The sequence below is a fragment of the Pseudodesulfovibrio hydrargyri genome, assembly GCF_001874525.1.
GTDB lineage: Bacteria > Desulfobacterota > Desulfovibrionia > Desulfovibrionales > Desulfovibrionaceae > Pseudodesulfovibrio > Pseudodesulfovibrio hydrargyri.
Window position 1 is genome coordinate 375,890 of the sequence record NZ_LKAQ01000004.1, and the last position, 25,165, is coordinate 401,054.

Below are 25,165 nucleotides of genomic sequence, written 5' to 3' on the forward strand. Positions count from 1 at the left end.
ACCCGGAAGGACCATGGCCAACCGCCCCAGATACCTCTTTCTCATCTGCCCCGATCCCCAACTGATCAAGGCCCAGGTGGACGAACGGCTGAAAGCCTCGGGCCAGGACGGCTGGGAGATCAAGCCGTTCTGGGGCGACGACGACGATCCCCTGCCCCCGGCCTTCTGGACCGACCTGACCATCAAGTCGCTCTTTCCCCAGCCCAAGGCCCTGGTCCTGCGCCGTGCCCACGCGCTCAAGGCGGACCAGTGGGACAAACTCGACGCCTCGGTCAAGGGGCTGGGAAACGACATCTACCCGATCTTCTGCCTCGAAGGGGAATGGAAGGGCAAGAAGCCCTCGATCCCCCCGGCCCTGTCCCGGCGCGGGCTGTACAAGAAGGCCCGCGACGCGGGCTGGGTCTGGGAATCCCCGGGCCTGGACCAGCGCTCCCTGACCGACTTCGTCAAGGGCTGGGCCGCCAAGGCCGGGCTGACCTTCGAGCCGGGCGCGGGCCAGGCCCTGACCATGGCCCTGCCCACGGACGCCGTGGCCGCCCGCCTGGAACTGGACAAGATCGAGCTGGCCGCGGGCGACGAGCGGGTCGTGCGCAAGGAGCACGTCTCCCTGGTGGCCCGGACCGGCGAGATGCCTTTTTTCGACCTCATGGACGCCCTGGCCCAGCCAGGGGCCGAGGCCTCGGTCTGGAAGCGGGTCATCGACGACCACTCCAAATCAGCCAAGGACCAGATGCTTTTCAACCTGATCGGCTTTCTGGCCAGCCAGGCGCGCATGTACTGGCTCCTGGCCCACGGCGGCAAGGCCGCGGGCAGCCCGTTCATGCTCAAGAAGAAGGCCCCCCTGGCCAAGCGCCTCGGCGCGCGGGGTATCGCCCGGATGATCGATCTGGCCATGGAGGCCGAACTCTCGCTCAAGACCGGTGAACGCAAATACGAAGAGGCCCTGGACATGCTCATGGCCGGACTCATCGACCTGTTCCAGCCCAAGGCACAACCCCGACGGTACTGACATGCACAAGAACGCGCCCCATTACCTCGGCCATCGCCAACGCCTCAGGGAGCGGCTCGAAAACAACCCGCGCGGCCTGGCCGACTACGAACTACTCGAACTGATGCTCGCCATGGTCCTGCCCCGCCGCGACACCAAGCCCATGGCCAAGGAACTCCTCGACCGCTTCGGCTCCCTCAAGGACGCGTGTTTCGTCCGGCCCAGCCAGCTCGACATGGTCAAGGGGCTCGGCCCGGCCGTCCAGGCCCAATGGGCGCTGCTCCAGGAACTCTACGCCCGCCTGGGCGAGGCCGGAGCCCGGCGCGGCCAGACCGTCAGCGCCCCCGACACCCTGGCCAAGGCGGCCATGGCCCGGCTTGGACACAAGGACACCGAGGAGTTCTGGACGGTCTTCATGGACACCAAGAACCGGATCATCGCCTGGGAACGGATGAGCAAGGGCACCACCAACGCCACCGCCATCTTCCCGCGCGAGATCGCGGCGGCCGCCCTGCGCCTGGAGGCCACCAACATCATCCTGGTGCACAACCACCCCGGCGGCGGCAGCGAACCGTCCTCCGAAGACATCCGGCTCACAGCCAAGGTGGCCGAGGCGTGCGCCAGCCTCGACATAAACGTGCGCGACCACATCATCGTCACCGATCACGACTACTACAGCTTCAACGAATTCGGGAGGCTCTAGATGCGTGAGATGGCGGCCATCGTCCGGGGCAGGGTGCAGGGGGTCTGGTTCCGGGGCTGGACCCGCGAAACCGCCCGCGCCATAGGCGCCACCGGCTGGGTGCGCAACCTGCCCGACGGGACCGTGGAAATCCTGGCCCACGGCACCGACGCACAGCTCGACCAACTCGAAGCAGCCCTCTGGCAAGGCCCGCCGCTGGCCCGCGTCACCGCCATCGAATCCCGCCGCGCCGACACCGACGCCCCCCTGCCCGATTTCAGCGTGCGCCGCTAAGGCGGGGTCTCGGCCAGACGCGATCGACCGACGGCCAATCCAGCTAAACGAAAAGAGAAAAGCCCCTGATAGGGACTTTCCCGGACGCTTTCCCGGACGCAGGTGGGCCGGCCGCATCCAAGACGTCCGCCCAATGTAGGCGCTTGGCCTCCCCGACTACCCCTCCTCGAGCGACTTGACGAAGTGGTCCAGGATGAAGTCCTTGTCCAGACGGGCGCGATCCTCTTCGGGGAGGAGGAAAAAGGTCAGTGAGATGCCGACCAGCGAGGCGAGTTGCAGAAAGGCCCGGGTCTCGTGGCCGTCTTCCCGCGTCCCGAGCACCCGCCCTTTTCTCCGCCGGAAAAATTCCGTGACAACGTCCGACACCTCGGAGTCCATGGCCCCCAGGAGCAGCAGCCGCAGCTTCTGCTTTCTCGGGTTGTCCTCCTCGGCCAGCAGGTCCGCCAGGACCTCCCGTTCGAGTTGCTTGGGATCGGATGCCAGTTTGAAGTTTTTCATGGAAAGGATGACTTCGCTGAACAACTGTTTCTTCGAACCGAAATAGCGGTTGATCAGCGTGAGGTTCACCCCCGCCGCAGCGGCGATATCGCGCGTCCCGACGTTTTTATAGATGTCCTGCGAGAACAGTGTTCGCGCGGCCGCGAGGATGCGCTGCCTCGTTTCGGCCGCGTTGCGCGGATATTGCCCGGAGGGCTGAGCCTGAACATTTTTTTCCTTGGCTGTCGGCATGGGTGGCTTTCCTTACAACGAGCTTGACAGGAGCGACATTGCCACATTAGTAAGATGTAGTCAATTGATTACATAGCTGGGAAGCCTTCCTCGGGCCGTCCGAGTCGGACTCCCGACGGCAAACAACGGGGGGGGGTGATCCACCCTTTTTTGTCCCGCAAAAGTAATCACCTGTATACATACTTTGACGCGTCGACGGTTTCGGGTCCGCCCCGCTGGGCGGCCGATTTCCCATAGGGAATTCGCACCCAATAAGTAATCATACGATTACAACAACTCAAACTCATCACGAGGTTGCAATGATCCGCACAAATAAAATCCTGTTGCTCCTGCTCGCCAGCATGGCCTTCTGCCCCGCCCTCGCCCTGGCGGATGACGGGGACAAGGGTTACGACCTGAGCCTCGGTGCCGGGGTGAAGATTTCCACGTCGGAATACAAGGGTGAGGACGCCAAGGTCTCGCCGGTTCCGCTCCTGAACTACGAGGGGGAGTATCTCTTCGTGCACGGCCTGACGGCCGGAGCGTTCCTTTACAAGGACCCGACCAACGAGTTGTCCGTGAACGTGTCCTACCTGTCGCAGAGCTTCGACGCCAGTGAGAACGACGACAGGCGGATGCGCCTGCTTGACGACCGCGATTCGACCATGATGGTCGGGGCCGCATACAGCCTGCGGGGCGACTGGGGCCAGACCAAGCTGGCCCTCTCCGCCGACGTGCTCGACAACAACAACGGCTTTGTCGCCGATGCCTCCTACGCCTATCCGTTCAGCCTCTCTTTCCTCAGGATCAAGCCGTTCGCCGGGGTCGAGTGGACCAGCGAAAACTACAACGACTATTACTATGGAGTGGACTCCGGGGAGTCGAGCAAAAGCGGCATGCGGGAATACTCCGCCGGGAGCGGGTTCTCCCCCTATGTGGGACTCGGCCTGAAATGCGGCCTCACCCGGGACATCGACATCAGCCTGAGCACCAGAATCAAAAAATTGAGCGAGGAAATCACCGACAGCCCCATGGTCGACAAGGACGCGACCTATTCCTTCGCCTTCGGGCTCAGCTATTCATTCTGAGCGCTTAGCCGTGCAATCGGCTCCGCGCGTTCGCACGCCCCTACCGAAGGCACGCAAAAATTGGATGGCCCAGGGAACCCTTTTTAAAGGGTTCCCTGGCGGGAATCGGGGCGGTCCACCGGCCGCCGGAGGCCTCTTCGAGAATAACAATTTACCATAATAATGGACTTGCCAACTCGATCTGACGATATATGTAGGGTAACACCATCTGTTTGCACACAAATCAGAGGATACCCACTTGAGCCAGAAAAAAAAGAACACCCCCATCCGTCCTTCGCGCATCAAGCGGCCGAAGTCGGATGTCGAGATCGATAAGACCCCGGAAACGACCGACGACGGCAAGGACGGCGAGGAGCTGCCCGAGATCATCGAAGCCCTGACCGCCGGGCCGGGCGCGTCCCTGTTCGGCGACGGCGAGGACATGTCCGGGCACAACCCGGCGGACATCCCGCAGGTGCTGCCCGTGCTGGCCGTGCGCGACATCGTGGTCTTCAACTACATGATCCTGCCGCTCTTCGTGGGCCGCGACAAGTCGGTCCAGGCCGTGGACGCGGCCCTGGCGGGCGACCGCTACATCCTCATCCTGACCCAGAAGGACGAGGGCGTGGAGGACCCGACCCCGGACGACCTGTACATGACCGGCACGGTGGGCATGATCATGCGCATGCTGAAGATGCCCGACGGCCGCCTCAAGGTTCTGGTCCAGGGGCTGGCCCGCGCCAAGGTCAAACGCTTCACGTCCAACGACCCGTACCACATCGCGGAGCTGTCCCCGATCATCGAGCCCGAGGCCGGGCCGCTCTCGCCCGAGCAGGAGGCCCTGGTGCGCTCCTCGCGCGAGCAGTCCGAGCGCATCCTGACCCTGCGCGGCATCTCCAGCGCGGACATCATGTCCGTGCTCAACAGCGTGTCCGATCCGGGCAGGCTGGCCGACCTGATCGCCTCCAACCTGCGCATGAAGGTGGACGCGGCCCAGAAGATCCTGGAGTGCGTCGAGCCGTTCCGGCGGCTGGAGCTGGTCAACGAGCAGCTGCTCAAGGAGGTCGAGGTGGCCTCCATGCAGAACAAGATCCAGACCATGGCCAAGGAAGGCATGGACAAGGCCCAGCGCGACTTCTACCTGCGCGAGCAGATCAAGGCCATCAAGCGCGAGCTCGGCGACGAGGGCGACGAGTCCGAGGAGATGGAGGAGCTGCGCAAGGGGCTGACCGCGTCCGGCATGCCCAAGGAGGTCATGAAGGAGGCGTTCAAGCAGCTGCGGAGGCTGGAGTCCATGCACGCCGAGTCGAGCGAGGCCACGGTCATCCGCACCTATCTCGACTGGATGATCGACCTGCCGTGGAAGAAGCTCTCCCGCGACCGGCTGGACATCAAGAAGGCCGAGGAAATTCTCAACGCCGACCACTACGACCTGGAAAAGGTCAAGGAGCGCATCCTCGAATACCTGAGCGTGCGCAAGCTCAACCCCAAGATGAAGGGCCCGATCCTCTGTTTCGTGGGGCCTCCGGGCGTGGGCAAGACCTCGCTCGGACGGTCCATCGCCCGCTCGCTGGGGCGCAAGTTCCACCGCATGTCGCTCGGCGGCATGCGCGACGAGGCCGAGATTCGCGGCCACCGGCGGACCTACATCGGGGCCATGCCCGGCCGGATCATCCAGGCCATCAAGCAATGCGGCACGCGCAACCCGGTGATCATGCTCGACGAGATCGACAAGCTCGGCTCGGACTTTCGGGGCGACCCGTCCTCGGCCCTGCTCGAGGTGCTCGACCCGGAACAGAACTTCTCGTTCACGGACCACTACCTGAACGTGCCGTTTGACCTGTCCAAGGTCATGTTCGTGTGCACGGCCAACATGCTCGACTCCATCCCCGGCCCGCTCATGGACCGCATGGAGGTCATCCGCATTCCCGGCTACACCGAGCAGGAAAAGACGGTCATCACCCGGCGCTACATCATCCCGCGCCAGATCAGTGAGAACGGCCTGAACGACGACGAGCTGGTCATCTCCGACAAGCTGGTCTCCAAGGTGGTCCGCGAGTACACCCGCGAGGCGGGCCTGCGCAACGTGGAACGCGAGATCGGCACCCTGTGCCGCAAGATGGCCCGCAAGAAGGCCGAAGGCGAAAAGGGGCCGTTCAAGATCACGGTGGGCAACCTGTACAAGCTGCTCGGGCCGCCGCGTTTTCTGGACGACGAAAAGGAGCCGACCCTGCCTCCGGGCGTGGCCGTGGGGTTGGCCTGGACCCCGGTGGGCGGCGAGATACTGCACATCGAGGTGACCACCATGCCGGGCAAGGGCAAGCTGACCCTGACCGGCAAGCTCGGCGACGTGATGAAGGAGTCGGCCCAGGCCGCCCTGTCCATCGCCCGCGCCAGGGCCGACCTCTACGGCATCGACCCGAACTTCGCGGACAACCGCGACATCCACGTGCACGTCCCGGCCGGAGCCACGCCCAAGGACGGCCCGTCCGCAGGCGTCACCCTGGTCACCGCGCTCATCTCCGCCCTGACCGACACCCCGGTCTCCCCGGACCTGGCCATGACCGGCGAGATATCCCTGCGCGGCCGCGTGCTGCCCGTGGGCGGCATCAAGGAGAAGATCCTGGCCGCCGTGTCGCGCGGCATGAAGAAGGTCCTCATCCCGGCCCAGAACAAGAAGGACCTGGCCGAGATCCCGGACGAGCTGCGCAGGCGCATCACCATCAAAACCATCGAAAAGGTGGACGAGATCTGGCCGCTGGCAAGGGCCAAGTAGCCGACATACCGATACCCGTGAAAAAGGCCCGGACCATGTTGGTCCGGGCCTTGTTTCTTTTCGCGGATCGCCTTCGCCTAGCGCGGGGTCACGTCCTTGACGGCGTTGCCCGACGGCATGGACACCGGGATGGGCGCGTAGTCCGAGCGGGTGAAGTCGAGCTTCTTGAGGTCGATGGCCCGCAGGGTCTGGTCGCCGTAGTCGGCGAAGTAGAGCACCCGGTTGGTCAGGTCCTCGATGGCCGTCCACTGGGTGTAGTCGGCCACTTCGCCCTGAGGGGTCTTGTCCCGGCTGACGCCCTTCATGACGTCCACCTGGTTGAGCAGGTGCCGGGCGAAGACCACGGCTTCTTCGGCGTTTTTCGGCTGGTAGGCGAAATTGCCGAGCACGGCGGCGCGCACGAACCGGGACGGGGGCGTGCAGTCGCCGGGCAGGCCGAACAGGCCCGAGCCGTTGCCCGTGCCCTTGAAGGTCACGCCATTCAGCTCAAGCGCTGGATGTATCCTGTTGGAAAGGTTGACATAGTTGCGCATGTTGGCCCAATGGCCCGGCAGGGGCGGCTCGTTGGTCATCACGCCCAGCGGGTTGTCGTAGACGTTCAGCTTGCCGTCGATCCACTCGGCCACCATGCTGTTGCCCTGCGCGTCGTGCACGGCCAGATGCAGCACCGGGATGCCGCCCAGCCCGGCCAGTTCCTTGCCCCAGACGAACACGCCGGGCAACGCCTTCTTGACCTCGGCCACGGTCTCGAAGGTGCCGAGAATCCAGTCGGGCACCAGGGTCACCTCCAGGGCCTTGGCCTCGCTCCCCTTGGGCACGGCCTGGTAGCCGACCGACGGGAGCCACAGCACCTTGGCGGCCAATCCTTTCTCGTTCATGCCGTCGGTGGACGCCTCAAGGCCCAGGACGGAAAAGGCCACAAACCCGTTGTGCTGCCGCCAGCGCATCCCCTGCTTCTTGCCGGGCGCTTCCGAAGACCACTGTTTCCCCCGGGGGTAGACGGTCACCTTGGCCTGGTCGTCGATGCCGAAGTCCATGGACCGCCCGCCCACGATGGTCCCGTCCCCGGCCTTGACCACGAAATCCGTGCAGGCCATGGCGGGCGCGGCCACCAGCAACAGGGCAAACAATATGATAAGCATACGGTATAGCATAAAAACTCCTTGTGAATAGGGTAGGTCCCGCCCACCGGACAGGACGGTCGATATGCGCCATGAATACCCCTCCCCCGCATGGGGTGTCGAGTCGTAAATAACATAATACCCAACTTGACACCGCGTCGTGCTCTCCTCTTCTTCCGGCATTTCGCCGGACAGGAACGCAAAAAAGCTCCCGCCCATTTTTTGAGCGGGAGCCTCTTTTTACTCTCTGGACGGGAATGTCCGGGGACGGGCGCCCGACAACCCTCGAAGCGGTCTTCACGCCCTGATTCTATAGGACTAATCGTCGCTCCCATGGCGTTTGAACTGCACGTAGCCGATGCCGCCGGACCGGGCGCGGCCGGGTTCCACGGGGCGGCCGACGAGGGTGTCGTCGAGCTTGAGCCTGCCGGACCCGGCGGCCAGGATCTGCCGGGCGCGGGCGGCCACGGCGGGCGGCACGGGCGGCTTGTCGTAGCGGGCCAGCAGCCGCTCGTCCGCCTCCAGGCCGACCATGAGTTCAAGCAGGTCGTTGGTCACGGTCAGGCCGGGATTGAACTTGTGGGACTGGATCAGGTAGTCCAGGGAGCGGGTCCAGTCCTTGTTCTCGTAGTGGGCGCGGGCCAGGTTGTAGAAGAGGTTCTCGTCGTCCTTAACGTATTCCAGGGCGCGCAGGAAGAAGGCGATGGCCAGGTCGAACAGGCCGCATTTGCGCAGGACGATTCCCAGGTCGTTGAACAGGAACTGGTCACGGCCCTCGAAGTGGGCCCCGCTGCGGGCGAGGTCGTTGAACAGGGCGGCGGCCCGGACGGGCTCGCCCTGCTCCAGGTAGACCAGTCCCAGGCCGAACAGGCCGTTGAACACGCGGCCGTCGATGGTCGAGGCCGGGGCGTCCTCCGGGGTGCCGCGCTCGAGCATGGCCGGAATGACGTGCTCCTCATAGTAGGCCAGTTCGGGCGAGTACTCCGCGACCAGGTCGTCCAGGGAGATCAGTTCGGCCTCGCCGATGGGTAGGTGGCGGTCGCCGAGCAGGCGGCTGACGAAGTCGTCCTTGCCGGTCTGCTCCACGAAGCGAAAGGTCAGGCTCTCGTGGGTGCGGCTGTTCGCGCCCATGCCCATCTTCACCGGGGTGGCGGCGGAAAAGACGCAGCGGACCAGGCCGCCCGCCATGAAGACCCGGCCGGACGGCCCGGCCAGGGACTCCTCTCCGTTATCAAGATGCAGGGCAAAGAAATCGTCGTTCATGGACCCTCGGCTGCGGCTTTGGGCGGAGCCGGAGCGCCCCGCTTGTACTCATGCTTTTCCTTAGCCGGGCGCGGGGGGCGGTGTAAAGCACGGATTTGGCGGACAGGGGTGGACACGGCGGCGTTCGGACTTACCTTATGTCCGGGCCGGGGGCGACGTTGCCAGTCCGGTCCTTTTCAGCTATGGAAACCCTCTGCCGGGAGCGCCCGGCCCATCACAACACCGTTTCGGAGCACGACATGCCCATTTTCGAATACAAGTGCAATGCATGCGGCAACGAATTCGAGGAACTCGTCTTCGACCGCGACGAATGCCCCCCCTGCCCCAAATGCCAGTCCGGGAAGACCGGCAAGCTCATGAGCGCGGTCCGCTCCAAGGTCGGCGGCTTCTCGCCCGACGCGGGCGGCGATTCGAGCCCGGCGCCCAGCGCGCCCTCGTCCGGCTGCGCGGGCTGTTCCGGCGGCAACTGCTCCAGCTGCGGCTAACCCCCGAGCGCCCTCTTCACACGGTGGAAGTCACACCATAGGAATCCGCATGAACAAGCTCACCATCGCCACCCGAGGCTCGGCCCTGGCCCTGTGGCAGGCCAACCATATCAAGGACCTGCTCGAGGCCGAACACCCCGGCCTGACCGTGGACCTGCTCAAGATCAAGACCAAGGGCGACAAGATCCTGGACGTGCCGCTGGCCAAGGTCGGCGGCAAGGGGCTGTTCGTCAAGGAAATCGAGGAGGCGCTGCTGGACGGCCGCGCCCAGTTGGCGGTCCACTCCATGAAGGACGTGCCCACCGAGCTGCCCGACGGCCTGGAGGTCGGCATCATCCCGGAGCGCGAGGCGTCCACCGACACCCTGTGCTCGGTCAAATACGCCGGGCTCGAGGAACTGCCCCAGGGCGCGCTGGTCGGAACCTCTTCCCTGCGCCGCCAGTCCCAGCTCAAGGCGCTGCGGCCGGACCTGCGCATCGAGTCCCTGCGCGGCAACGTCGGCACCCGGGTGCAGAAGCTGCTCGACGGCGAGTTCGACGCCATCGTCCTGGCCACCGCCGGATTGAAGCGGCTGGGCATGGAGGCCCCGCACATGGAAATCCTCGGCCCCCCGGACTTCCTGCCCGCCGTGGCCCAGGGCGCGCTGGGCATCGAATTCCACTCCGAGAACCGGGAAGTGCGCGACCTGCTCGCCTTCCTGGACCACGAGCACACCCGGCACCAGGTCCTGGCCGAACGCGGCTTCCTGACCGGGCTGGACGGCGGCTGCCAGGTGCCTATCGCGGCCTGGTCCGAGATCGACGGCGAGCACCTCCGCCTGACCGGCTTCGTGGCCGACGTGGACGGGTCCAAGCCCATCCGTCGCATGGTCGAGGGCAGCGTCGAGCACGCCTGGGACCTGGGCATGATCCTGGCCGGACAGGTCCTGGAAGCGGGCGGCAAGGCCATCCTCGACGCGGTCTACGCCCGGGAAACCAAGTAGCCCGACCGGCCTGCCCCTCCGGCGGAACTATACATTTCTTTATATGAAAAAGATCAGCAAAATAAAGTTGTTGGGCGAGCGCCAGCCGCGCGGTCCGATCCGCCCCCTAAAGGTTTCTCAATATTTACCGATCAAGACGGCAAGGAATATGTTCAACACTCCATGGAAGGAGGTACGAATCATGGAAGTTGCCGGTTTTGAAGTACAAGGTTCCAACATGGCCGAGCAGATCAAGTCGATCCGCAAGGTTCGTCTCCAGCGCGAGGTGCTGGAGAATCCCGAAATGGCGCGTGAACTCGTCAAGGTCCAGTCCACGGGCACCTACAACGCCAAGGGCGATCTCGTCCAGGCGGTATCCACAGACTTGGGGGATGCTTAGACGTGCGCGCCAACTCACCCGAAAAGTAAGGGCCGATCAGCAATCTGATCGGCCCTTACTTTTCGGGTGAGTTGGCGAAGTGGCGGGCGGCTTCCGAGCGCGGGGGACTGAGCCGCTGTCGGATGCCGTGCACCCGAATCGCTCCAGGAAATCAAGAATGGATACCTCCCCGCTAAGTCGGGGGGCCTTTTTTGTTGCGCTCCCGCCCCGCGAAGCGGATAGAAAAAGTTTAGGAAAGGATGGGGATGGGGGTCCGGGGGAAGGGGAAGGAAAAGCCCTTTTCAAAGGGTTTTCCTTCCCCTTCCCCCGGCCGCCGGAGGCTACCTGCTTTCCGACACGCCGGCGGAGGCGAAGGTGGCCATCTGGTTATAAATGTTGGCGGCGGCGCGGACGAGGAACATGGCGCAGGCCGCGCCGGTGCCTTCGCCGAGGCGGAAGCCGAGGTGGAGGTAGGGAGTGAGCCCCATGGCCTGGACCACGGCGCTGTAACCGGGTTCGGCCGAGGCGTGACTGAGCAGGCAGTAGTCCTTGACCGCGGGGTGGATCTTCCAGGCGGCCAGGTAGGCGGCGGTGGAGATGAAACCGTCCACGCAGACGAGCTGGCGGTTTTTGGCCCCGCCCAGGATCAGCCCGGCCAGGGCGGCGATCTCCAGGCCGCCCAGCGCGGCGAGGATATCGACGGGATCGCCGGACTCGACAACCTGGTTGTTGGCCTCAAGGCCGCGCCGGATGACGGCGGTCTTGGCCGCCAGGCTGCCTTCGGGCAACCCCGCGCCCGGACCGGTCAGCCCGGCGGGATCGAGGCCGAGGTGCGCGGCGTACAGGGCCGTGGACGGCGTGGTGTTGGAGATGCCCATCTCGCCGGTGCCGAGCACCTTGACGCCGTCCTTGTGGGCGCGGTCGGCCAGGGACACGCCGAGCATGAGCGCCTCCAGGCATTGTTCGCGGGTCATGGCCGGACCCTCGGCCAGGTTGGCCGTGCCGGGCGCGACCTTGGCCTGGATCAGGGCCGGGTGCTCGTCGAACGTCCCGCCGCAGCAGCCCGCGTCCACCACGAAGAGCTCGGCCCCCACGGTCTTGGCCAGGACGTTGATGCCCGCGCCGTCGGCCAGGAAATTGAGGACCATCTGGCGGGTGACCTCCTGGGGATAGGGCGACACGCCCTCGGCGTTGACGCCGTGATCCCCGGCCACGGTGTATATCCGCATGGGGTCGGCCTGGGGCGGCTTCCCGCCCTGGATGAGGAAAAGCTGCAGGGCCAGCGCCTCGAGGCGGCCGAGGCTGCCCACGGGCTTGGTCAGGTTGTCGAGATGGGCCTGGCCCTCGGCCTCGGGCGTACGGTCCACAGGGGAAATTTCGTCGAGTATGCGCTTGAATGCTGTTTCCATTGTGCGTTCCTTACTGATGATTTTCGGTCCGGGAGGCATACACCGCGAGCCCGGGGAATGTAAACCCGGCAAGGTCGTTGCGGCAGCGGGCTTCCCGTGCTATACGCACGGAAACACTTGCCAATTTTCTTCGCAATCAGGATAGGGCCATGAACCGGGAACGCTGTCTCATCCACGCCAACTGCCAGGGCGAGCCGCTGCTCAAGCGGCTGAACCGCTGCCCCGCGTTCCGCGACCGGTACGAGTGCCGCCTGTACACCAACTACGTGCGCGAACCTGTCCCGGAGGCGGACCTGGCCCGTTGCGACCTGTTCCTGTACCAGCACCTGGGCCCCAACTGGGGCGAGCTGGCCTCGGCATCGCTCATGGGCAAACTGCCGGACCACGCCCGGACCCTGTGCATCCCGAACATGTTCTTCAAGGGGTACTGGCCCACCTGGTCGGGCCGGGCTGGGTTCGACTACCGCTGCGAGCTGCTCGACGGCTACATCGACGCCGGGTTGTCCACGGACGAGATCATCCTGCTCTACCTGCGCGCCGACCTGGCCGCCAAGCTCGACCTGGAGGCGCTCATGCGGGCCACCCTGCAACGCGAGCGCGAGCGGGAGGCGCACACCCCGGTCAAATACATGGCCCTCATCGAGGAGCGCCACGGCCTGGAACCGCTGTTCAACACGGTCAACCATCCGGGCGCGCCGCTCATGGACCACGCCGCGCGCGGCGTGCTGCGCGAACTCGGCCTGCCCGGGCCGGACGAGGCCGCCCTGTCCGCGCTGGGCGACCCGTTCCCGGACTTCGAGCAGCCCATCCACCCGTCCGTGGCCGCCTTCTTCGGCTGGGACTTCGCCGGGCCGGACCGCCGCTACGAGGTCTACGGCCGCAAGCTGTCCTTCGCCGCCTGGACCGCCAACTACGTCCACGCCCGCCAGCACGGCGTGACCGACTTCATCGGGTTCCTGCAAGGGGCCGAGGGGTAGCGCCCACTTTCTGACGACATCAAATCAGGCTAGGAAAGCCGCTTCGCGGCATTTTGGTGATTTCGCCTTGATTCGCCCCGTCCTGGGGCTCACCCCTTCGGGGCGCCGGGAAACCCGGCGTCCAAATCCGCTGTCCTGCGGATTTGTCGGCGGGCAGCGGCAGATCTTGGCGATTCTTCGAGCCTTAGATATGGCGACAGCAGCGATAGGGTTCGCACCCTTGCATCCCTTTTTTGCGCCTGCGGCGCAGGGATCGATTATTAAGTTTTATTAAGGGGTGTCCGATAGGGAGTGTACGCGACCATCACGGAGGAAGGTCATGTACATACGAATGGACACCACACAGGTCGAGGGCGGATCGGTCTTCGGGCCGCTGCCCGAGGAGGACGCGCGGGAGCGGGCCATGCACTGGCCCGGCGACGTCGTGGACATCTCCGAGGAGGCGGTCAAGGCCTTCCGCGAGGCGGCCATCGAGCCGATCAAGAACGGGACCTTCACCCTGGAGCGGCTGGAGGCGCGCATCAACACCGTCCGCGCCGAGATCGCCCAGATCTGGGGCTCGGCCCTGCCCGACCACGAAAAGCACATGCAGATATCGGCCCGCGAAAACGAGATATCCCTGCTCCAGGCGGGCCAGTTCACCTTTGCCAAGGCGGGGTTCGCGCTGTCGGTCTAGGGACTACGGCTTGCAAATCTTGCATGGTCGGAACCCGGCCTTCAGGGCCGCCTGCCGCGTGGCGAAGTACACCACGCAGTTCTTACAGTTGTAGTAGCGGCAGCCCGGCCGGTGAAAGATGTGCGAATTGCGGTTGCCGTGATATTCGGCCGCGGCCACGGTCAGCGGTTCGCCCCGGACCGCTGACCGTTCACCGGCCGCCGACCCTGCGGCCAGCAGGAGCAGAAAGAGCGCACAGACATACAGCTTTTTCATGCCTCCCTCCTACTCCCGGAAAGAGGAAAAATCCAGACCGCGCAAAAAGGCCGCCGGAACTGCTTCCGGCGGCCTTTTTGCGCTTCTTCCCTATGCTATTTCAGTCTCGGCGGGCCGAGCACGATCATCTCGGCGATGGTGTGGTCCACCTTGGGGAGCGCGCGCAGGTTCTTGCCCACGAACTGCATCTCGAGCAAGACCAAGTCCTTGTACATGGGAGTGCGGTCCACGGTGGGCACGTCCTCCATGCCCTCGGTCAATTCCTGGCAGCGGTAGCAGCCCGGGAAGCGGACCTCCTGGCCCGTGTGGCGGGTCAGCAGGTTGGGCACGCCATGCATGCGGCAGATCATCAGCCGGTGCTCGTACAGGCCGCAGACGCCCTGCTTCTCGTCGATGTTCAGCGGGCACATGACATGCGGGCGCTCGCCGCGCGACAGGGCTGCCTGGGCCTGGGCCACGTAGTCGCGCGCCCGGTCCTTGATCTCTTCGAGCCGGTCGGCCGGGAGCTTGTTCAAGCCCTCCCACATGTAGGCCCACTCCACATAGGTGTGGTGCTGAAAAAAGGACAGGCAACAATTGTCGGTGCAGCCCTCGCAGGTCATGCCGATGGGGCCGGCCGCCTCGTCGTAGCGGGCGACCATCTTGTCGTATATGGCGGCCAACTTGCGGAAGGCGGCCTTGGGGGTCAGTTTGTTCATGCGATGTCGAGGTGTTGAAGGATGATGTCCACGCACTCGTCGGGCGCGCACTGGTCCGTGCGGACCGTCAGGTCGGCGGCCTCGCGGTACAACGGCAACCGCTCGCTGTAAAGGTCGCGCATGGTCTTGCCCGGGCCGATGGCCAGCCCCCGGTTCTCGCCGTCGCCCACGCGCTCGATGAAGGTGGCCTCGTCGATGTCCAGCAGGACCACCGGGCCGAGTCGCTTGAGCCGCTTCACGGCCCTGGGGCCGTAGATGACCGAGCCGCCCGTGGAGATGACCGTGCGCGTCAGGTTCAAATCCGAGACCAGCCCCTCCTCGATGCGCAGGAAATCGTCCAGCCCGTAGGTGTCCATGATCGCCTGGAGGCTCAGTCCGTAATAGGACTCCATGTAGCGGTCCGTGTCCAGCTGGCCCCAGCCGAGCCGTTTGGCCAGCAGCCCGCCCAGGGTGGACTTGCCCGCCCCGGCCATGCCCACCAGGGTGACGCACGGCTGGCTGACCGCTTCCCGCTTGATCGGCGTGAAGGCCATGCCTACTCGCCCCGGACCAGGCAGACCCGGTCCTCGCCGTCGCGCTCGTTGACCAGCACGTTGACGTGCTCGTCGCCCAGGGTGTCCAGCTTCTTGCCCACGTAGTCCGCCTGAATGGGCAGCTCGCGGTGGCCCCGGTCCACCAGGACAAGCAGCTCCACCCGTTTGGGGCGGCCGTAGTCGAGGATGGCCTCCAGCGCGGCGCGCACCGTGCGGCCGGAATAGAGCACGTCGTCCACCAGCACGATGGATTTGCCCTCCACCTCGAAGCCGATCTCCGAACAGTTGATGGTCGGGGCCAGCTCCAGGTTGGTGGTCCAGTCGTCGCGGTACAGGTTGATGTCGAGCTTGCCCAGCGGGACCTTGCGGCCCAGGCGCTCGTCCAGGAGCAGTTTCAGCCGCTCGGCCAGGTCCGCGCCCCGGCGCTGGATGCCCAGAATGGCCAGGGACTCGTCGTCGCCCCGGCGCTCGTAAATCTCGACGGCCAGCCGCTCCAGGGTCCGGCTCATCTCCTTGTCGGACAATATGGTGCCGCAGTCTTTCATCATCTCGGCCTCGCATGGCTTAGCGGTTGAAGGAACATAGGAAATTAGCCCATCGCCAAGGGGTGGTCAACTCCGCCCCCGGCCTGCGCCTTCTTTCGATTTGACAAAGGGTGTTATTGATCTTACCTCTTCTTCTCCCGACCCAAATTAGGAGGCATTATAATGATCGAAGTCACCGAAGCTGCCCAGAAGCAGCTGGAAGGCTACTTCCAGGACAAGGAAACGTCCCCGGTCCGCGTGTATCTCGCGGCCGGCGGTTGAGCGGGCCCGCGCCTGACCCTGGCTCTGGATGAGCCTAACGATAAGGATGACGTGTCCGAGGCCGGTGGATTCACCTTCCTCGTGGAAAAGGACCTGCTGGCCCAGGCCGGCAACATCAAGATCGACATGACCTATTACGGATTCGTCGTGGAATCCGAGAACCCCGTGGGCGGAGGCGGCTCCAGCTGCGACTGCTCCTCGGCCGGTTCCTGCGGTTCCGCCGGCTCCGGCGGCTGCGGCTGCTAGCCGACGACAGCGGCGATCCGCTTCGCTGGAATTGTAGGCGAATCTTCGAGCCGTACAATATCCTAGGTGAGCCGCAAAAGGCCCGGACCGACGCGTATCCCAATTCGCGAGGGTCCGGGCCTTTTTTGCGCCTCGCGGCTCGCCGCCTCCCACCCGTCTGCCGCCATGGCGTTGCGGTGAAATCCCGCTCGGGTTCTGCCTCTTTATATATGAATCGGGCAGGCGCCTCCATGCCTGCGTCCGCCCACCTGCCGCCGAAGGAGCGGGACCCGGCAGGGATTGCGGGTACCCCCGGGGGGCTCGGATCAGATTTTTTCACCTGTGATTCCATCGCATTGGACTGTTTTGCCGAGAGCGGTGATCGTTTTTCCCTTTACATCGGATAGATGATCCTTATTGTTTTGGAGAACGAAACCAATCCAGGAGAGTAATTATGATCACTGTTACCGAATCGGCCCAGAACGAACTGACCAAATATTTTGCGGACAAGGACGTACAGCCCATCCGCGTGCACCTGGCCGACGGCGGTTGCGCCGGGCCCCGCCTGTCCCTGGCCCTGGACGAGCTGCGCGACGGCGACAAATCCTTTGACCAGGGAGACTTCACCTTTCTGATCAACGAGGAACTGGCCCAGGCCTCGGGTGCCGTGTCCATCGACATGACCCCCTACGGCTTCCAGGTCTCTTCCGAGAACGAGATGGGCGGCGGAGGCTGCGGGTGCTCCTCCTGCGGCACCGGCTCCTGCGGCTGCTAGCCGACGACAAGCGGCGATCCGCTTCGCTGCAGCAAAAAGGCCCGGACCCTCGCGTATCGAGATACGCTTCGGTCCCGGGCCTTTTTTCTTGCGCCTCGCGCGCTCAACTCTTTTCGCGGCCCAGCCCGTCTCCCGCCATGGAAATCAGGCAGAGAGCGTCAGGACCGCCCGCGTTCGGGAAATGCAACCAATCGGTCCCTTAGACCACCCAAACGGATAGAACCGTCCTCCCCCTTGGAGCGCCTTCGGGTGCCCCTGCACCCGAACAGCGGCTCTCACCCCCCGCACGCAATTCCGCACAGGGCACTTCGGTCACGGGGATGCCCTCCCGCGCCCCTCGGCATCAGGCTTGGGAGAGCAAGCCGCGCTCGGGGACACCAAAAAAAGGGCGGTGCTCGCTTGGCACCGCCCATTCGATTAGGACCGCAATCCCGGCCCTGACAGCCGGGTTTAATCGAACTTTCTCTCATCGACGAGACGGGGCGCATCATCCGGCAGGGTGCCGGGGGCGCAGGTCTCGGCGATTGGTCGCAATTTCATCAAGGCCTGGAAGCCGACCTTGAAACTTTCCGTATCGAAAGGCTGGGCCGTTTCGGCCACCACCACGAGTACGTCCCTGCCACTAACATGTTTTACACGAATCTGCCAGCCGGAAATGGCCGAAAATCCCGAAAAAGCCGTGCCGGCCTGGCCCGGGTGGATGGCCCGGCCCTTGACCTAGACCATATCGTCGGCCCTGCCTTTCCATCCAGAAAGCTTTCTGGCCGTGCGCCCGCACGCGCACCGGCTCAGGTCCATGGACGACAGGTCGCCCGTAGCCAGCCGGACCAGCGGGTAGTCGGTGAAGAACGGGGTGACCACCACCTCGCCCACTTCGCCGTCGGGCACGGGCAGACCGGTGACCGGGTCGCAGATCTCCACGTGGCGGTAGTTGGACAGATGCATACCGCCCAGCTCCCGGCACTCGTAGGCGATGCAGCCCACGTCGGCCGTGCCGTACCCCTGGCGCACGGAGATGCCGAACATCTCCTCCACTTCGGCGCGCAGGGATTCGGGCAGCGGCTCGGCCGCTACGTACGCCTTTTCCAGATGAAAATCCTCCAGCGGGTCGAGCCCCATGGCCCGGGCCTTCTCGCCGATGGCCTTGAGGTGGCTGGCCATGCCGACGAAGGCGTTAACCGGCAGTTCGGCCAGAAACTCGATCTGTTTTTCCGTGTTGTCCGGACCGGCCGGAATGACCGCGCAGCCTATGTCCCGCAGAGGCTCCTCGAACATCAGCCCGGCCGGGGCCATGTGGTAGGAGAAGGTCATCTGGGCCAGGTCGCCGGGCCGGAACCCGGCGGCGAAGAAACCCTCGGACCACGCCCAGTAGTCCGGTCCGCGCCCCTCGGGAGCATAGATCGGCCCGGGCGACCGGTAGATGCGCGACAGTTCGCCCGACCTGGCGGCCAGGAACCAGCCGATGCCGTGCTCTTGCTGCCATTTGACGATGTCCCGCCTGCGCAGGGGCGGTATCCTGGCGTAGTCGTCCCAGTCCTTGAAATCCCTGGCGCACGCCCCCAGGTCCCGCAAGCGCGCCTGAAACTCGCCCGAGGCCCGCTCGGCCGCCAGGAGCACCTCCTTCACGCCCTTCCATTTGCGCTTCATCCGCTTGTCGCGCGGCTCCGTCTCATACTCGGTGTAGTACATGGATGCATGCCTCCGGAAGCCCGTCCCGGTCGTCGTCACCGCTCCGCCCAGGGCGGAGGAACCTGCCGACCCTTTTGTATTGGAGCCTACGACAGATGCCGTTTTTTTGCCACAACTCTCCCCTCCCCCCTCTTTCCAGGACGGGAGAAAGTGTGGGCTTATGCGCGGGGCAGGAAGAACGGAACGCGATGCCGCCATGTTTCATGGGAAAAGACACGCCCACGGGCACGGCGATGTATGTGAAGGCGGACGCAACGTCGCGGACGCCGCGACAGGCCATAATCGTTCCATTATGGTCCCGGACCCTTCGGGTCCTCGCGGCGTCCGTACGGCCCGTCGGCGGATTCACGCCGTCCGGGTATATGCTATGTTGCCGGATAAGCGGCCGGGCCTATGCCCATGCCTCGGCGAAATCCTCTGGAGCGACCAGTTTGTAGCCCCGGTCCTCAAGCGCGGCCGCGACCGAGGACGGGTCTTCGGTATCCATGCGCACGACCACGATGCGGCGTCCGCTGTAAAAGAAGGTGCCGGTGGAGATGATCGAGATCTTCATGTTGGCGATAACCCCGGCGACCTCGTAGAGCACGCCGGAACGGTCCTCCACCTCAAGCGTCAGGCGGCTGCCGCCCTCGCGGTATCCCATCTCCTCGGCCAGGACGTCGAGCATGACGTTGCGGTTGATGTAGCCGATGAGCTCGCCGGTCTCGCCGACCACGGCCAGGCCGGCCAGGTTCATCTCGTACATCATGTCGGCCGCGCCCTCGATCTCGGTCTCCGGAGCCACGGTCTTGATGTCCGTGCGGTAGATCTTCTCCACCGTGAGCTTGCTCATCAGGTAGTTGATCTCGTGTTTTTCCAGGGAAGTCATGATGCTGGGCAAGGCGGCCGAGATGTCTTCCTTGCGCACGTAGCCGACCAGCCTGCCCTCGTCGTCCACCACCAGGAGCATCCAGAGCTTGTTGTCCTCAAGCTGTTTCTGGGCGTCCTTGACCAGCGTCTGGGGGGTGACCTTGACGAAGTCGCGAAGCATCTTCAGTCCGACGTACATGTATTCCTCCTTGGCAGGGCAGCGCGTGCTCTGGGTTCTGTAAATGGCATGGATTCGTTCCGGTTGGATACACGTTTTCATTGGGCGGCGCAATTCCAACCGTACGCGGCGCGGCCCCCGGGCCTTGTCCCCGAAGGCCCGTTTTCCAGCGGCAGGCCGACGCCCAAACGTTTGTCCGGGTAACACTTTCCCGCCCAACTGACAGGGGCCGGGAATCCGCTCCGGGAGGGCAACGGCCGGACCAGTCCGCTTCGGTTCTTGACTTTTTCCGCTTTCAAGGCATTATTTTACGGGGGAAACCCGGCCGCCGCGCGACGGGGAAACGAGGCTCGCGCCAGGGGGGACCGATCCATGTTTTTCAAACGGAAAAATCAAACCGTCTTCGTCAAGACGTCCACGGGCAACCGTCAGGCCGTCCGTGCCGGCCTGCCCATCTTCATCATTCTCGCCCTGACCATGAGCCCCCTGCTCACGGCGGGAAGCGCCATTGCGCGACAGCTCGATGGCGGGCAATACCTGACCGGATTCGGAACCATGGAGGGCAAATCCCTCTATCAGCGGCAAGCGGCCCTAGGTTCCGGCTCCTTTCCGGACGGCGCGGGCCGCTTTCCGGCCTTGCGAGCTCAGGCCACGGGAGGCGTTCCCAATATCCCGGACAGCGGCAACGACGCCCTGCTCCTCAAGCTGTTCGCGGGCGGAGCCGTGCTTCTCGCGCTGGTCGCTTTCGGCGCGTGGCACCTGGCCCTGGCCGTGGCCCGGCGCAGACAGTTCGAGGGCGAACTCTTCGAGGTGGCCATGTTCGACGCCCTGACAGGACTGCCCAACCGCGAGCTCTTTTATGACCGGCTGAACGAATCCATGAACCTGTCCGCCCGATACGAGCGCAGACTGGCCCTGCTGCACATCGAGCTGGACGGCTTCAAGGAGGTCAATGACACACTGGGGCACGAGGCGGGCGACGAACTGCTCAAGCGGGTCGGCGCGCTGCTGACCGGCTCGGTGCGCCGGTCCGACACCGTTGCCCGGCTGGGCGGCGACGAGTTCATCGTCATGCTCAACGAGATAACCAACGTGGGCGACGCGGTCCTGGTGGGCGAGAAGCTCGTCTCGGCCCTGCGCGCGCCCATTACCCTCAGGGAAGGCCCGGCGACCATAGGCGCCAGCGTGGGCGTGTCCGTGTATCCGGAGCACGGGGCGTCCGCCGATCTCCTGATCCAGAAGGCGGATCAGGCCATGTACGTCTCCAAGAACAAGGGCAGGAACACCTGCACCATGGCCGCGCGAACGGCCGACGCCCCCTAGCCGCCCATGCGCCTGAACAGCGGGGCCTGGGCGCAGCAGCCCGACAGCCCCAGCGCGCGGTAGACCGCGTCCATGTCCACGGCCTCGCGGACCACCGAGGCCAGGTGGTCCAGGGCGTCCTCCAGACCGAAGGTGGACTGGACGGTCTCCAGCGGCGACAACCCCTTGTCCATGCGCAACTGGTCGATGAACCAGCGGCGGAACGCGTCCGCGTCGAACAGCCCGTGCAGGTAGGTGCCGAGCACCCGCCCGTCCGGGCGCATGTAGCCGAGCGGCTCGCCCGCGCTGTCGCGCAGGGCCACGCGCAGGTCGTCGGACAACGGCTCGGTGCGGCCGTGATGGATTTCATAGCCATGCACGCTGCGGCCCGAGGCAGAGTGCGTGCCAAACGTGCGGGTCAGGGTCTTTTCCGGGGCCAGGGTGGTCTGGACCGGTAGGAGGTCGAAGCCCTCCACCCGGGTGGTTTCGGACTCCAGCCCGTAGGGATCGTCCACGATGCGGCCGAGCATCTGGAACCCGCCGCAGATGCCGACGATGCGGGTGCGGCCCTCGGCCAGCCCGCGCAGGACCGCGGCCATGCCCGTGCCCTTGAGGGCGCGCATGTCCGGCACCGTGGACTTGGAGCCCGGGATGATCACCGCGTCCGGCGTGCCCACGTCGCGGGCGTCGGCCGCCACGCGCACGCGCACGTCCGGCTCGTTGTACAGCGGGTCGATGTCGTTGAAATTCGAGATGCGCGGCAGGTCCAGGACGACCACGTCCACGCACTGGTCCTCGGGCAGCTTGTCCGCCTCGGGCCGGAAGCCCTCCTTGAACGAGACCGAGTCCTCCTCGGGCAGCCCCAGGCCGTGGATGTACGGCACGGTGCCGAGCACCGGCTTGCCCGTGCGCTCGAACATCTGGCCGAAGGCCGGGTCAAGCAGCGAGGCGTCGCCCCGGAAGCGGTTGATGACGTACCCCTCCACCAGGTTGCGCTCCTTCGGCGTGAGCAGGCTCATGGTCCCGACGATGGAGGCGAAGACCCCGCCCCGGTCGATGTCGCCGGTGAGCAGGACCCGGGCCTTGGCGTACTCGGCCATGGCCATGTTGACGATGTCGTGGTGCTTGAGGTTGACCTCGGCCGGGCTGCCCGCCCCTTCCAGGACCATGACGTCGTGCTCGTTGGCCAGGGAGTCGTAGGCCGCCTTGACCGCGTCGAAGGCGCGCGGCTTGAACTCCACGTACTCGCGCACGTTCATGTTGCCCACCGGCCGCCCCATGACGATGACCTGGGAGCCGGTGTCCGACCCGGGCTTGAGCAGCACCGGGTTCATGCGCACGTCCGGATTCAGGCGGCAGGCCATGGCCTGGGTCACCTGGGCGCGGCCCATCTCGCCGCCCTGGTCCGTGACGTAGGAGTTGAGCGACATGTTCTGGGCCTTGAACGGGGCCACGTCGAACCCGTCCTGGAGCATGATCCGGCAGAAGGCCGCCGCCAGCACGGACTTGCCCGCGTTGGAACTGGTCCCCTGGATCATCAGGGCCGGGGTTTTGCGCGTGCGCCGGACCACCGGACCGCGCGCCGTGCCCGCCACCTCCTCCATGGCCCGGATGAGGCGCTCGTTGTCCTCGCGGCCGCGCACGGCCACCCGAAACCACTTGTCGTCCAGGCCGGTGTAGTTGCCGCACAGCCGGATGCCTATGCGGTGCTCCATGAGCAGCCGCTCCTGCAGAAAGATCGCGTCCCGGCCCACGCGGTCCATGCGGCAGAGCAGGTAGTTGGCCGCGCCGGGCAGGACCTTGATGCCCGGGACCTGCCTGAGGCCCGAGGCCAGGGATTCGCGCAGAAGCCGGGTCTGCTCGCGGGTCTCGGCCAGGTAGGCGTCGTCCTTCAGGCAGCGCTCGCCCACCTTCTGGGCCAGGGTGTTCACGGACCAGGCGGCCATGTTCTGGCGGATGCGCAGGATCACGTCCGGATCGGCGAAGGCCAGCCCCAAGCGCAGACCTGGGATGGCGTAGGACTTGGTCAGGGACAGGACGGTGATCACGTTGGACGGCCGGTCGCGGGTCAGCCGGTCCGCGTCTTCGGGCAGAAATTCGGCAAAGGACTCGTCCACCACAAAGGTGGACTGGGGGAACATGGCCGCCACCTCGCGCAGGTCGTTGGCCGACACCACGGTACCGGTGGGGTTGTTGGGCGAGCACAGAAAGACCAGGGAGGGCGTGGCCAGGAGCGTGCCCATGGACGGGAAATCCACCGTGAAATCGTCGGTCAGCGGCGGCTCGACCACGGGCAGACGGTGGACCCGGCAGGACCGGGCGTAGTCCACGTAGGTGGGCGAGGGGATGACCGCCCGGCGGAACCCCTTGAGCCCGGCGATGGCGAAGAGCAGCTCGGACGCGCCGTTGCCCGCCGTGACCTGGGTGGGCCAGACCTTGTAGCGCTCGGACGCGGCCATGATCAACCGGGTGCACTCCGGGTCCGGGTAGGCGTCCACCTCCTGCAACGCCTGGCCGACCACCTGGCCGAGCCACGGCGGCGGCCCCAGCGGGTTCACGTTGGCCGAAAAGTCGAGGATATCCTCCACCGCGCACCCGGCTGTTTCGGCCATGCGCCTGCGGTTCCCCCCATGGGCGAACTTCCGTTCGTCCAAGACCTCGGGTATCCCCGCGAAAAGATTCTGCTTATCCATGTGCCCCCGATATCAGCGCATCAACTGTAGAGAAATTCGAGACTTTTCGTGGAATACGCGCAAAGCGTGCGGGTGTCCACTTCGGGGTGGCGGGGGATGAAAAACTTGACTATGCGACATTTGTCGCTATCTTTATGACAAGTGACGCATCACATATATCCCCGCGGCGCAAGTTGCGGTCCAACCGACAGGAGAGAGCGATGCCTGCCGCAAGAGACAAGAACAACATTGGGGAAAGGAATATCCCTGGGGCCTTCAACGTGGACTGCGTTCCAAACGCGAATGAACAGTTTCACGGGGCCACGGACGCGGGGAGCGGCAGCCCTTCCATACGGGAGGAAGCCATTCGTACGTGGCTGGAGTGCCAGGCGATTTTCACTCATGAATCCGCCTTGTTGCGTTTACACGAAAAGACTCCCTCGACGATCCAGGGCTACATCAGAAAGGGTTTCCTGCCGGAGGAAGTCGACTTCACGACACAGTTGACCGGCCTGACGCAGCGAGACCTGACGGAAAAACTCGGTCTTTCGACGCGCACTTTGCAACGGAATCTCAAGGAAAAAAAGAGGTTGTCCCCGGAGAAGAGCGACCGCCTTTTCCGATTGCAAAAGCTCACCAGCGCGGCCTTGGACCTCTTTGACGGGAATGTCATGGCCATGCAGCAATGGATCAAGACGCCGCTGCCCGTGCTCAACGGGGAATCGCCCATTTCCTATTCCGACACCGAACCGGGAGCGCAGTTCGTGCTCGACCTGATCGATCGGCTTGAGAATGGGGTCTTCTCCTGATGCGGGCTTTCCGCATCGTCCAGACCAGGCGTGTGGCGACCTGCCTTGATGGCGAGGGGGCCAGAAGGGCCGGAGGGCGCTGGAACTCCAAAGGGAAACCGGTCACCTACACCGGGACGAACATAGCCCTTTGCCACCTTGAAATCCTGGTCCACATGCCCGGCACCGACCTCACGTTGTTGCCCTTCAGCATCATGGAGGTCGACGTGCCGGACGAACTCGTGATTCCCCTGGACCTCTCGCTGCTGCCCGAAGATTGGAAGTCTCCGGAAAATGCGGAGTGCAAGAGACTGGGTGACGCCTGGCTCGATGCGGCGGACAGCGTTGGCCTGCTCGTACCGAGCGCCGTCGTCCCCATGGAAAACAACCTGCTTCTGAACCCGGGGCATCCCGGCTTCAAAGCCGTCAATCCCCTTCCCCCCCTGCCTATTCATTTCGATCCCCGCCTGTTCGCGGGACGCAAGTAGGCATCCGATCATTCGCAAATCCGATTGGCAATCACCCCGGGTTTGTGCGACCCTGCGCTGGCGCCTTGTCACCCTTGTTCGGCGGGGCGCGGTTCATGACATTACTTAATGCCAAGGCGGA

The 25,165-nt window shown here is 64.7% G+C and carries 27 protein-coding genes; 15 read left to right on the top strand and 12 right to left on the bottom strand.

Translation table 11 applies throughout. The annotated features are described in order from the left end of the window. The first annotated feature begins 13 nt into the window (after positions 1-13). The 3 genes from BerOc1_RS06185 to BerOc1_RS06195 are packed head-to-tail and all read left to right on the top strand — an operon-like array spanning position 14 to position 1,964. Positions 14-1,009 carry a DNA polymerase III subunit delta gene (locus tag BerOc1_RS06185; RefSeq protein WP_071544863.1) on the top strand — a complete coding sequence of 332 codons (996 nt, stop codon included), beginning with the start codon at positions 14-16 and terminating at the stop codon, positions 1,007-1,009. Between the two features lies 1 nt (position 1,010). Next, positions 1,011-1,691 carry a RadC family protein gene (gene radC, locus BerOc1_RS06190; RefSeq protein WP_071544864.1) on the top strand — a complete coding sequence of 227 codons (681 nt, stop codon included), beginning with the start codon at positions 1,011-1,013 and terminating at the stop codon, positions 1,689-1,691. Further along, positions 1,692-1,964 carry an acylphosphatase gene (locus BerOc1_RS06195; RefSeq protein WP_071544865.1) on the top strand — a complete coding sequence of 91 codons (273 nt, stop codon included), beginning with the start codon at positions 1,692-1,694 and terminating at the stop codon, positions 1,962-1,964. Between the two features lie 156 nt (positions 1,965-2,120). Here BerOc1_RS06195 and BerOc1_RS06200 read toward each other — a convergent pair whose 3' ends face one another. Beyond that, complete coding sequence (locus BerOc1_RS06200; protein ID WP_071544866.1) at positions 2,121-2,693, bottom strand: TetR/AcrR family transcriptional regulator; 573 nt, start codon at positions 2,691-2,693, stop codon at positions 2,121-2,123. 299 nt (positions 2,694-2,992) lie between these two features. On the opposite strand from BerOc1_RS06200, the gene BerOc1_RS06205 reads away from it, so the two are divergent. Both BerOc1_RS06205 and lon read left to right on the top strand, forming a co-directional pair. After that, entirely contained in the window at positions 2,993-3,760 is a 768-nt protein-coding gene (locus tag BerOc1_RS06205) for a MipA/OmpV family protein (RefSeq protein ID WP_084641158.1), read from the top strand. A 238-nt stretch (positions 3,761-3,998) separates the two neighbouring features. Continuing rightward, positions 3,999-6,515 carry an endopeptidase La gene (gene lon, locus BerOc1_RS06210; RefSeq protein ID WP_071544867.1) on the top strand — a complete coding sequence of 839 codons (2,517 nt, stop codon included), beginning with the start codon at positions 3,999-4,001 and terminating at the stop codon, positions 6,513-6,515. A 77-nt stretch (positions 6,516-6,592) separates the two neighbouring features. Here the strand turns inward: lon and BerOc1_RS06215 are convergent, their stop codons facing one another. Together BerOc1_RS06215 and BerOc1_RS06220 are read right to left on the bottom strand one after the other, a co-directional pair. Next, positions 6,593-7,657, bottom strand: coding sequence for a linear amide C-N hydrolase (locus BerOc1_RS06215; RefSeq protein WP_165610793.1), 1,065 nt, complete (start codon positions 7,655-7,657; stop codon positions 6,593-6,595). A 297-nt stretch (positions 7,658-7,954) separates the two neighbouring features. Beyond that, positions 7,955-8,899 (bottom strand): tetratricopeptide repeat protein, encoded by a 945-nt coding sequence (locus BerOc1_RS06220; RefSeq protein ID WP_071544868.1) that lies wholly within the window; start codon positions 8,897-8,899, stop codon positions 7,955-7,957. 239 nt (positions 8,900-9,138) lie between these two features. Here BerOc1_RS06220 and BerOc1_RS06225 point away from each other — a divergent pair, with 239 nt between their 5' ends. From BerOc1_RS06225 to BerOc1_RS19225, 3 genes are read left to right on the top strand one after another with little or no spacing between them, the layout of a single operon-like run. Continuing rightward, positions 9,139-9,384, top strand: coding sequence for an FmdB family zinc ribbon protein (locus BerOc1_RS06225; RefSeq protein WP_071547028.1), 246 nt, complete (start codon positions 9,139-9,141; stop codon positions 9,382-9,384). Between the two features lie 49 nt (positions 9,385-9,433). Continuing rightward, entirely contained in the window at positions 9,434-10,366 is a 933-nt protein-coding gene (gene hemC / locus BerOc1_RS06230; protein ID WP_084641164.1) for a hydroxymethylbilane synthase, read from the top strand. Between the two features lie 43 nt (positions 10,367-10,409). After that, on the top strand, positions 10,410-10,745 hold the full coding sequence (locus tag BerOc1_RS19225; RefSeq protein WP_242652887.1) for a hypothetical protein: 336 nt from the start codon (positions 10,410-10,412) through the stop codon (positions 10,743-10,745). A gap of 320 nt (positions 10,746-11,065) precedes the next feature. Here BerOc1_RS19225 and cobT read toward each other — a convergent pair whose 3' ends face one another. Beyond that, entirely contained in the window at positions 11,066-12,133 is a 1,068-nt protein-coding gene (gene cobT / locus BerOc1_RS06240; protein ID WP_071544871.1) for a nicotinate-nucleotide--dimethylbenzimidazole phosphoribosyltransferase, read from the bottom strand. 149 nt (positions 12,134-12,282) lie between these two features. On the opposite strand from cobT, the gene BerOc1_RS06245 reads away from it, so the two are divergent. Beyond that, entirely contained in the window at positions 12,283-13,110 is an 828-nt protein-coding gene (locus BerOc1_RS06245; RefSeq protein ID WP_071544872.1) for a WcbI family polysaccharide biosynthesis putative acetyltransferase, read from the top strand. Positions 13,111-13,429: 319 nt separating this feature from the next. Continuing rightward, positions 13,430-13,786, top strand: a complete 357-nt coding sequence (locus tag BerOc1_RS06250; protein WP_071544873.1) for a hypothetical protein — start codon at positions 13,430-13,432, stop codon at positions 13,784-13,786. A 3-nt stretch (positions 13,787-13,789) separates the two neighbouring features. On the opposite strand, the gene BerOc1_RS06255 is transcribed toward BerOc1_RS06250, so the two are convergent. The 4 genes from BerOc1_RS06255 to pyrR all read right to left on the bottom strand — a co-directional run bounded on the left by BerOc1_RS06255 (position 13,790) and on the right by pyrR (position 15,817). Then, positions 13,790-14,041, bottom strand: a complete 252-nt coding sequence (locus BerOc1_RS06255) for a sunset domain-containing protein (protein WP_071544874.1) — start codon at positions 14,039-14,041, stop codon at positions 13,790-13,792. A 95-nt stretch (positions 14,042-14,136) separates the two neighbouring features. Further along, a complete protein-coding gene (locus tag BerOc1_RS06260; protein WP_071544875.1) occupies positions 14,137-14,739 on the bottom strand; it encodes a hypothetical protein in 603 nt (200 codons plus the stop codon). Next, positions 14,736-15,272, bottom strand: coding sequence for a homoserine kinase (thrB, locus tag BerOc1_RS06265; RefSeq protein ID WP_071544876.1), 537 nt, complete (start codon positions 15,270-15,272; stop codon positions 14,736-14,738). Before thrB ends, BerOc1_RS06260 begins: the two co-directional genes overlap by 4 nt. 2 nt (positions 15,273-15,274) lie before the next feature. Beyond that, positions 15,275-15,817 carry a bifunctional pyr operon transcriptional regulator/uracil phosphoribosyltransferase PyrR gene (pyrR, locus tag BerOc1_RS06270; protein ID WP_071547029.1) on the bottom strand — a complete coding sequence of 181 codons (543 nt, stop codon included), beginning with the start codon at positions 15,815-15,817 and terminating at the stop codon, positions 15,275-15,277. A gap of 162 nt (positions 15,818-15,979) precedes the next feature. Between pyrR and BerOc1_RS19230 the strand changes: the two genes are divergently transcribed. Together BerOc1_RS19230 and BerOc1_RS06280 are read left to right on the top strand one after the other, a co-directional pair. Next, a complete protein-coding gene (locus BerOc1_RS19230; RefSeq protein WP_084641167.1) occupies positions 15,980-16,324 on the top strand; it encodes an IscA/HesB family protein in 345 nt (114 codons plus the stop codon). Positions 16,325-16,757: 433 nt separating this feature from the next. Beyond that, a complete protein-coding gene (locus tag BerOc1_RS06280) occupies positions 16,758-17,078 on the top strand; it encodes an IscA/HesB family protein (RefSeq protein WP_071544877.1) in 321 nt (106 codons plus the stop codon). Positions 17,079-17,528: 450 nt separating this feature from the next. Here the strand turns inward: BerOc1_RS06280 and BerOc1_RS19235 are convergent, their stop codons facing one another. The 3 genes from BerOc1_RS19235 to BerOc1_RS06290 all read right to left on the bottom strand — a co-directional run bounded on the left by BerOc1_RS19235 (position 17,529) and on the right by BerOc1_RS06290 (position 19,815). After that, entirely contained in the window at positions 17,529-17,684 is a 156-nt protein-coding gene (locus BerOc1_RS19235) for a hypothetical protein (RefSeq protein ID WP_242652889.1), read from the bottom strand. Positions 17,685-17,795: 111 nt separating this feature from the next. Further along, positions 17,796-18,767, bottom strand: coding sequence for a phenylacetate--CoA ligase family protein (locus BerOc1_RS06285; RefSeq protein ID WP_242652891.1), 972 nt, complete (start codon positions 18,765-18,767; stop codon positions 17,796-17,798). Between the two features lie 391 nt (positions 18,768-19,158). Then, positions 19,159-19,815, bottom strand: a complete 657-nt coding sequence (locus BerOc1_RS06290; RefSeq protein ID WP_071544878.1) for a CBS domain-containing protein — start codon at positions 19,813-19,815, stop codon at positions 19,159-19,161. Between the two features lie 351 nt (positions 19,816-20,166). On the opposite strand from BerOc1_RS06290, the gene BerOc1_RS06295 reads away from it, so the two are divergent. After that, positions 20,167-21,117: a GGDEF domain-containing protein gene (locus BerOc1_RS06295; protein ID WP_071544879.1), complete on the top strand. Its 951-nt coding sequence runs from the start codon at positions 20,167-20,169 to the stop codon at positions 21,115-21,117. Here BerOc1_RS06295 and BerOc1_RS06300 read toward each other — a convergent pair. Further along, complete coding sequence (locus tag BerOc1_RS06300) at positions 21,114-23,789, bottom strand: cobyric acid synthase (RefSeq protein ID WP_071544880.1); 2,676 nt, start codon at positions 23,787-23,789, stop codon at positions 21,114-21,116. The genes BerOc1_RS06295 and BerOc1_RS06300 overlap by 4 nt on opposite strands. A gap of 200 nt (positions 23,790-23,989) precedes the next feature. On the opposite strand from BerOc1_RS06300, the gene BerOc1_RS06305 reads away from it, so the two are divergent. After that, on the top strand, positions 23,990-24,577 hold the full coding sequence (locus BerOc1_RS06305) for an Xre family toxin-antitoxin system antitoxin (RefSeq protein ID WP_071544881.1): 588 nt from the start codon (positions 23,990-23,992) through the stop codon (positions 24,575-24,577). Then, positions 24,577-25,044 (top strand): RES family NAD+ phosphorylase, encoded by a 468-nt coding sequence (locus BerOc1_RS06310; RefSeq protein ID WP_071544882.1) that lies wholly within the window; start codon positions 24,577-24,579, stop codon positions 25,042-25,044. Before BerOc1_RS06305 ends, BerOc1_RS06310 begins: the two co-directional genes overlap by 1 nt. The last annotated feature ends 121 nt before the right edge of the window (positions 25,045-25,165 follow it).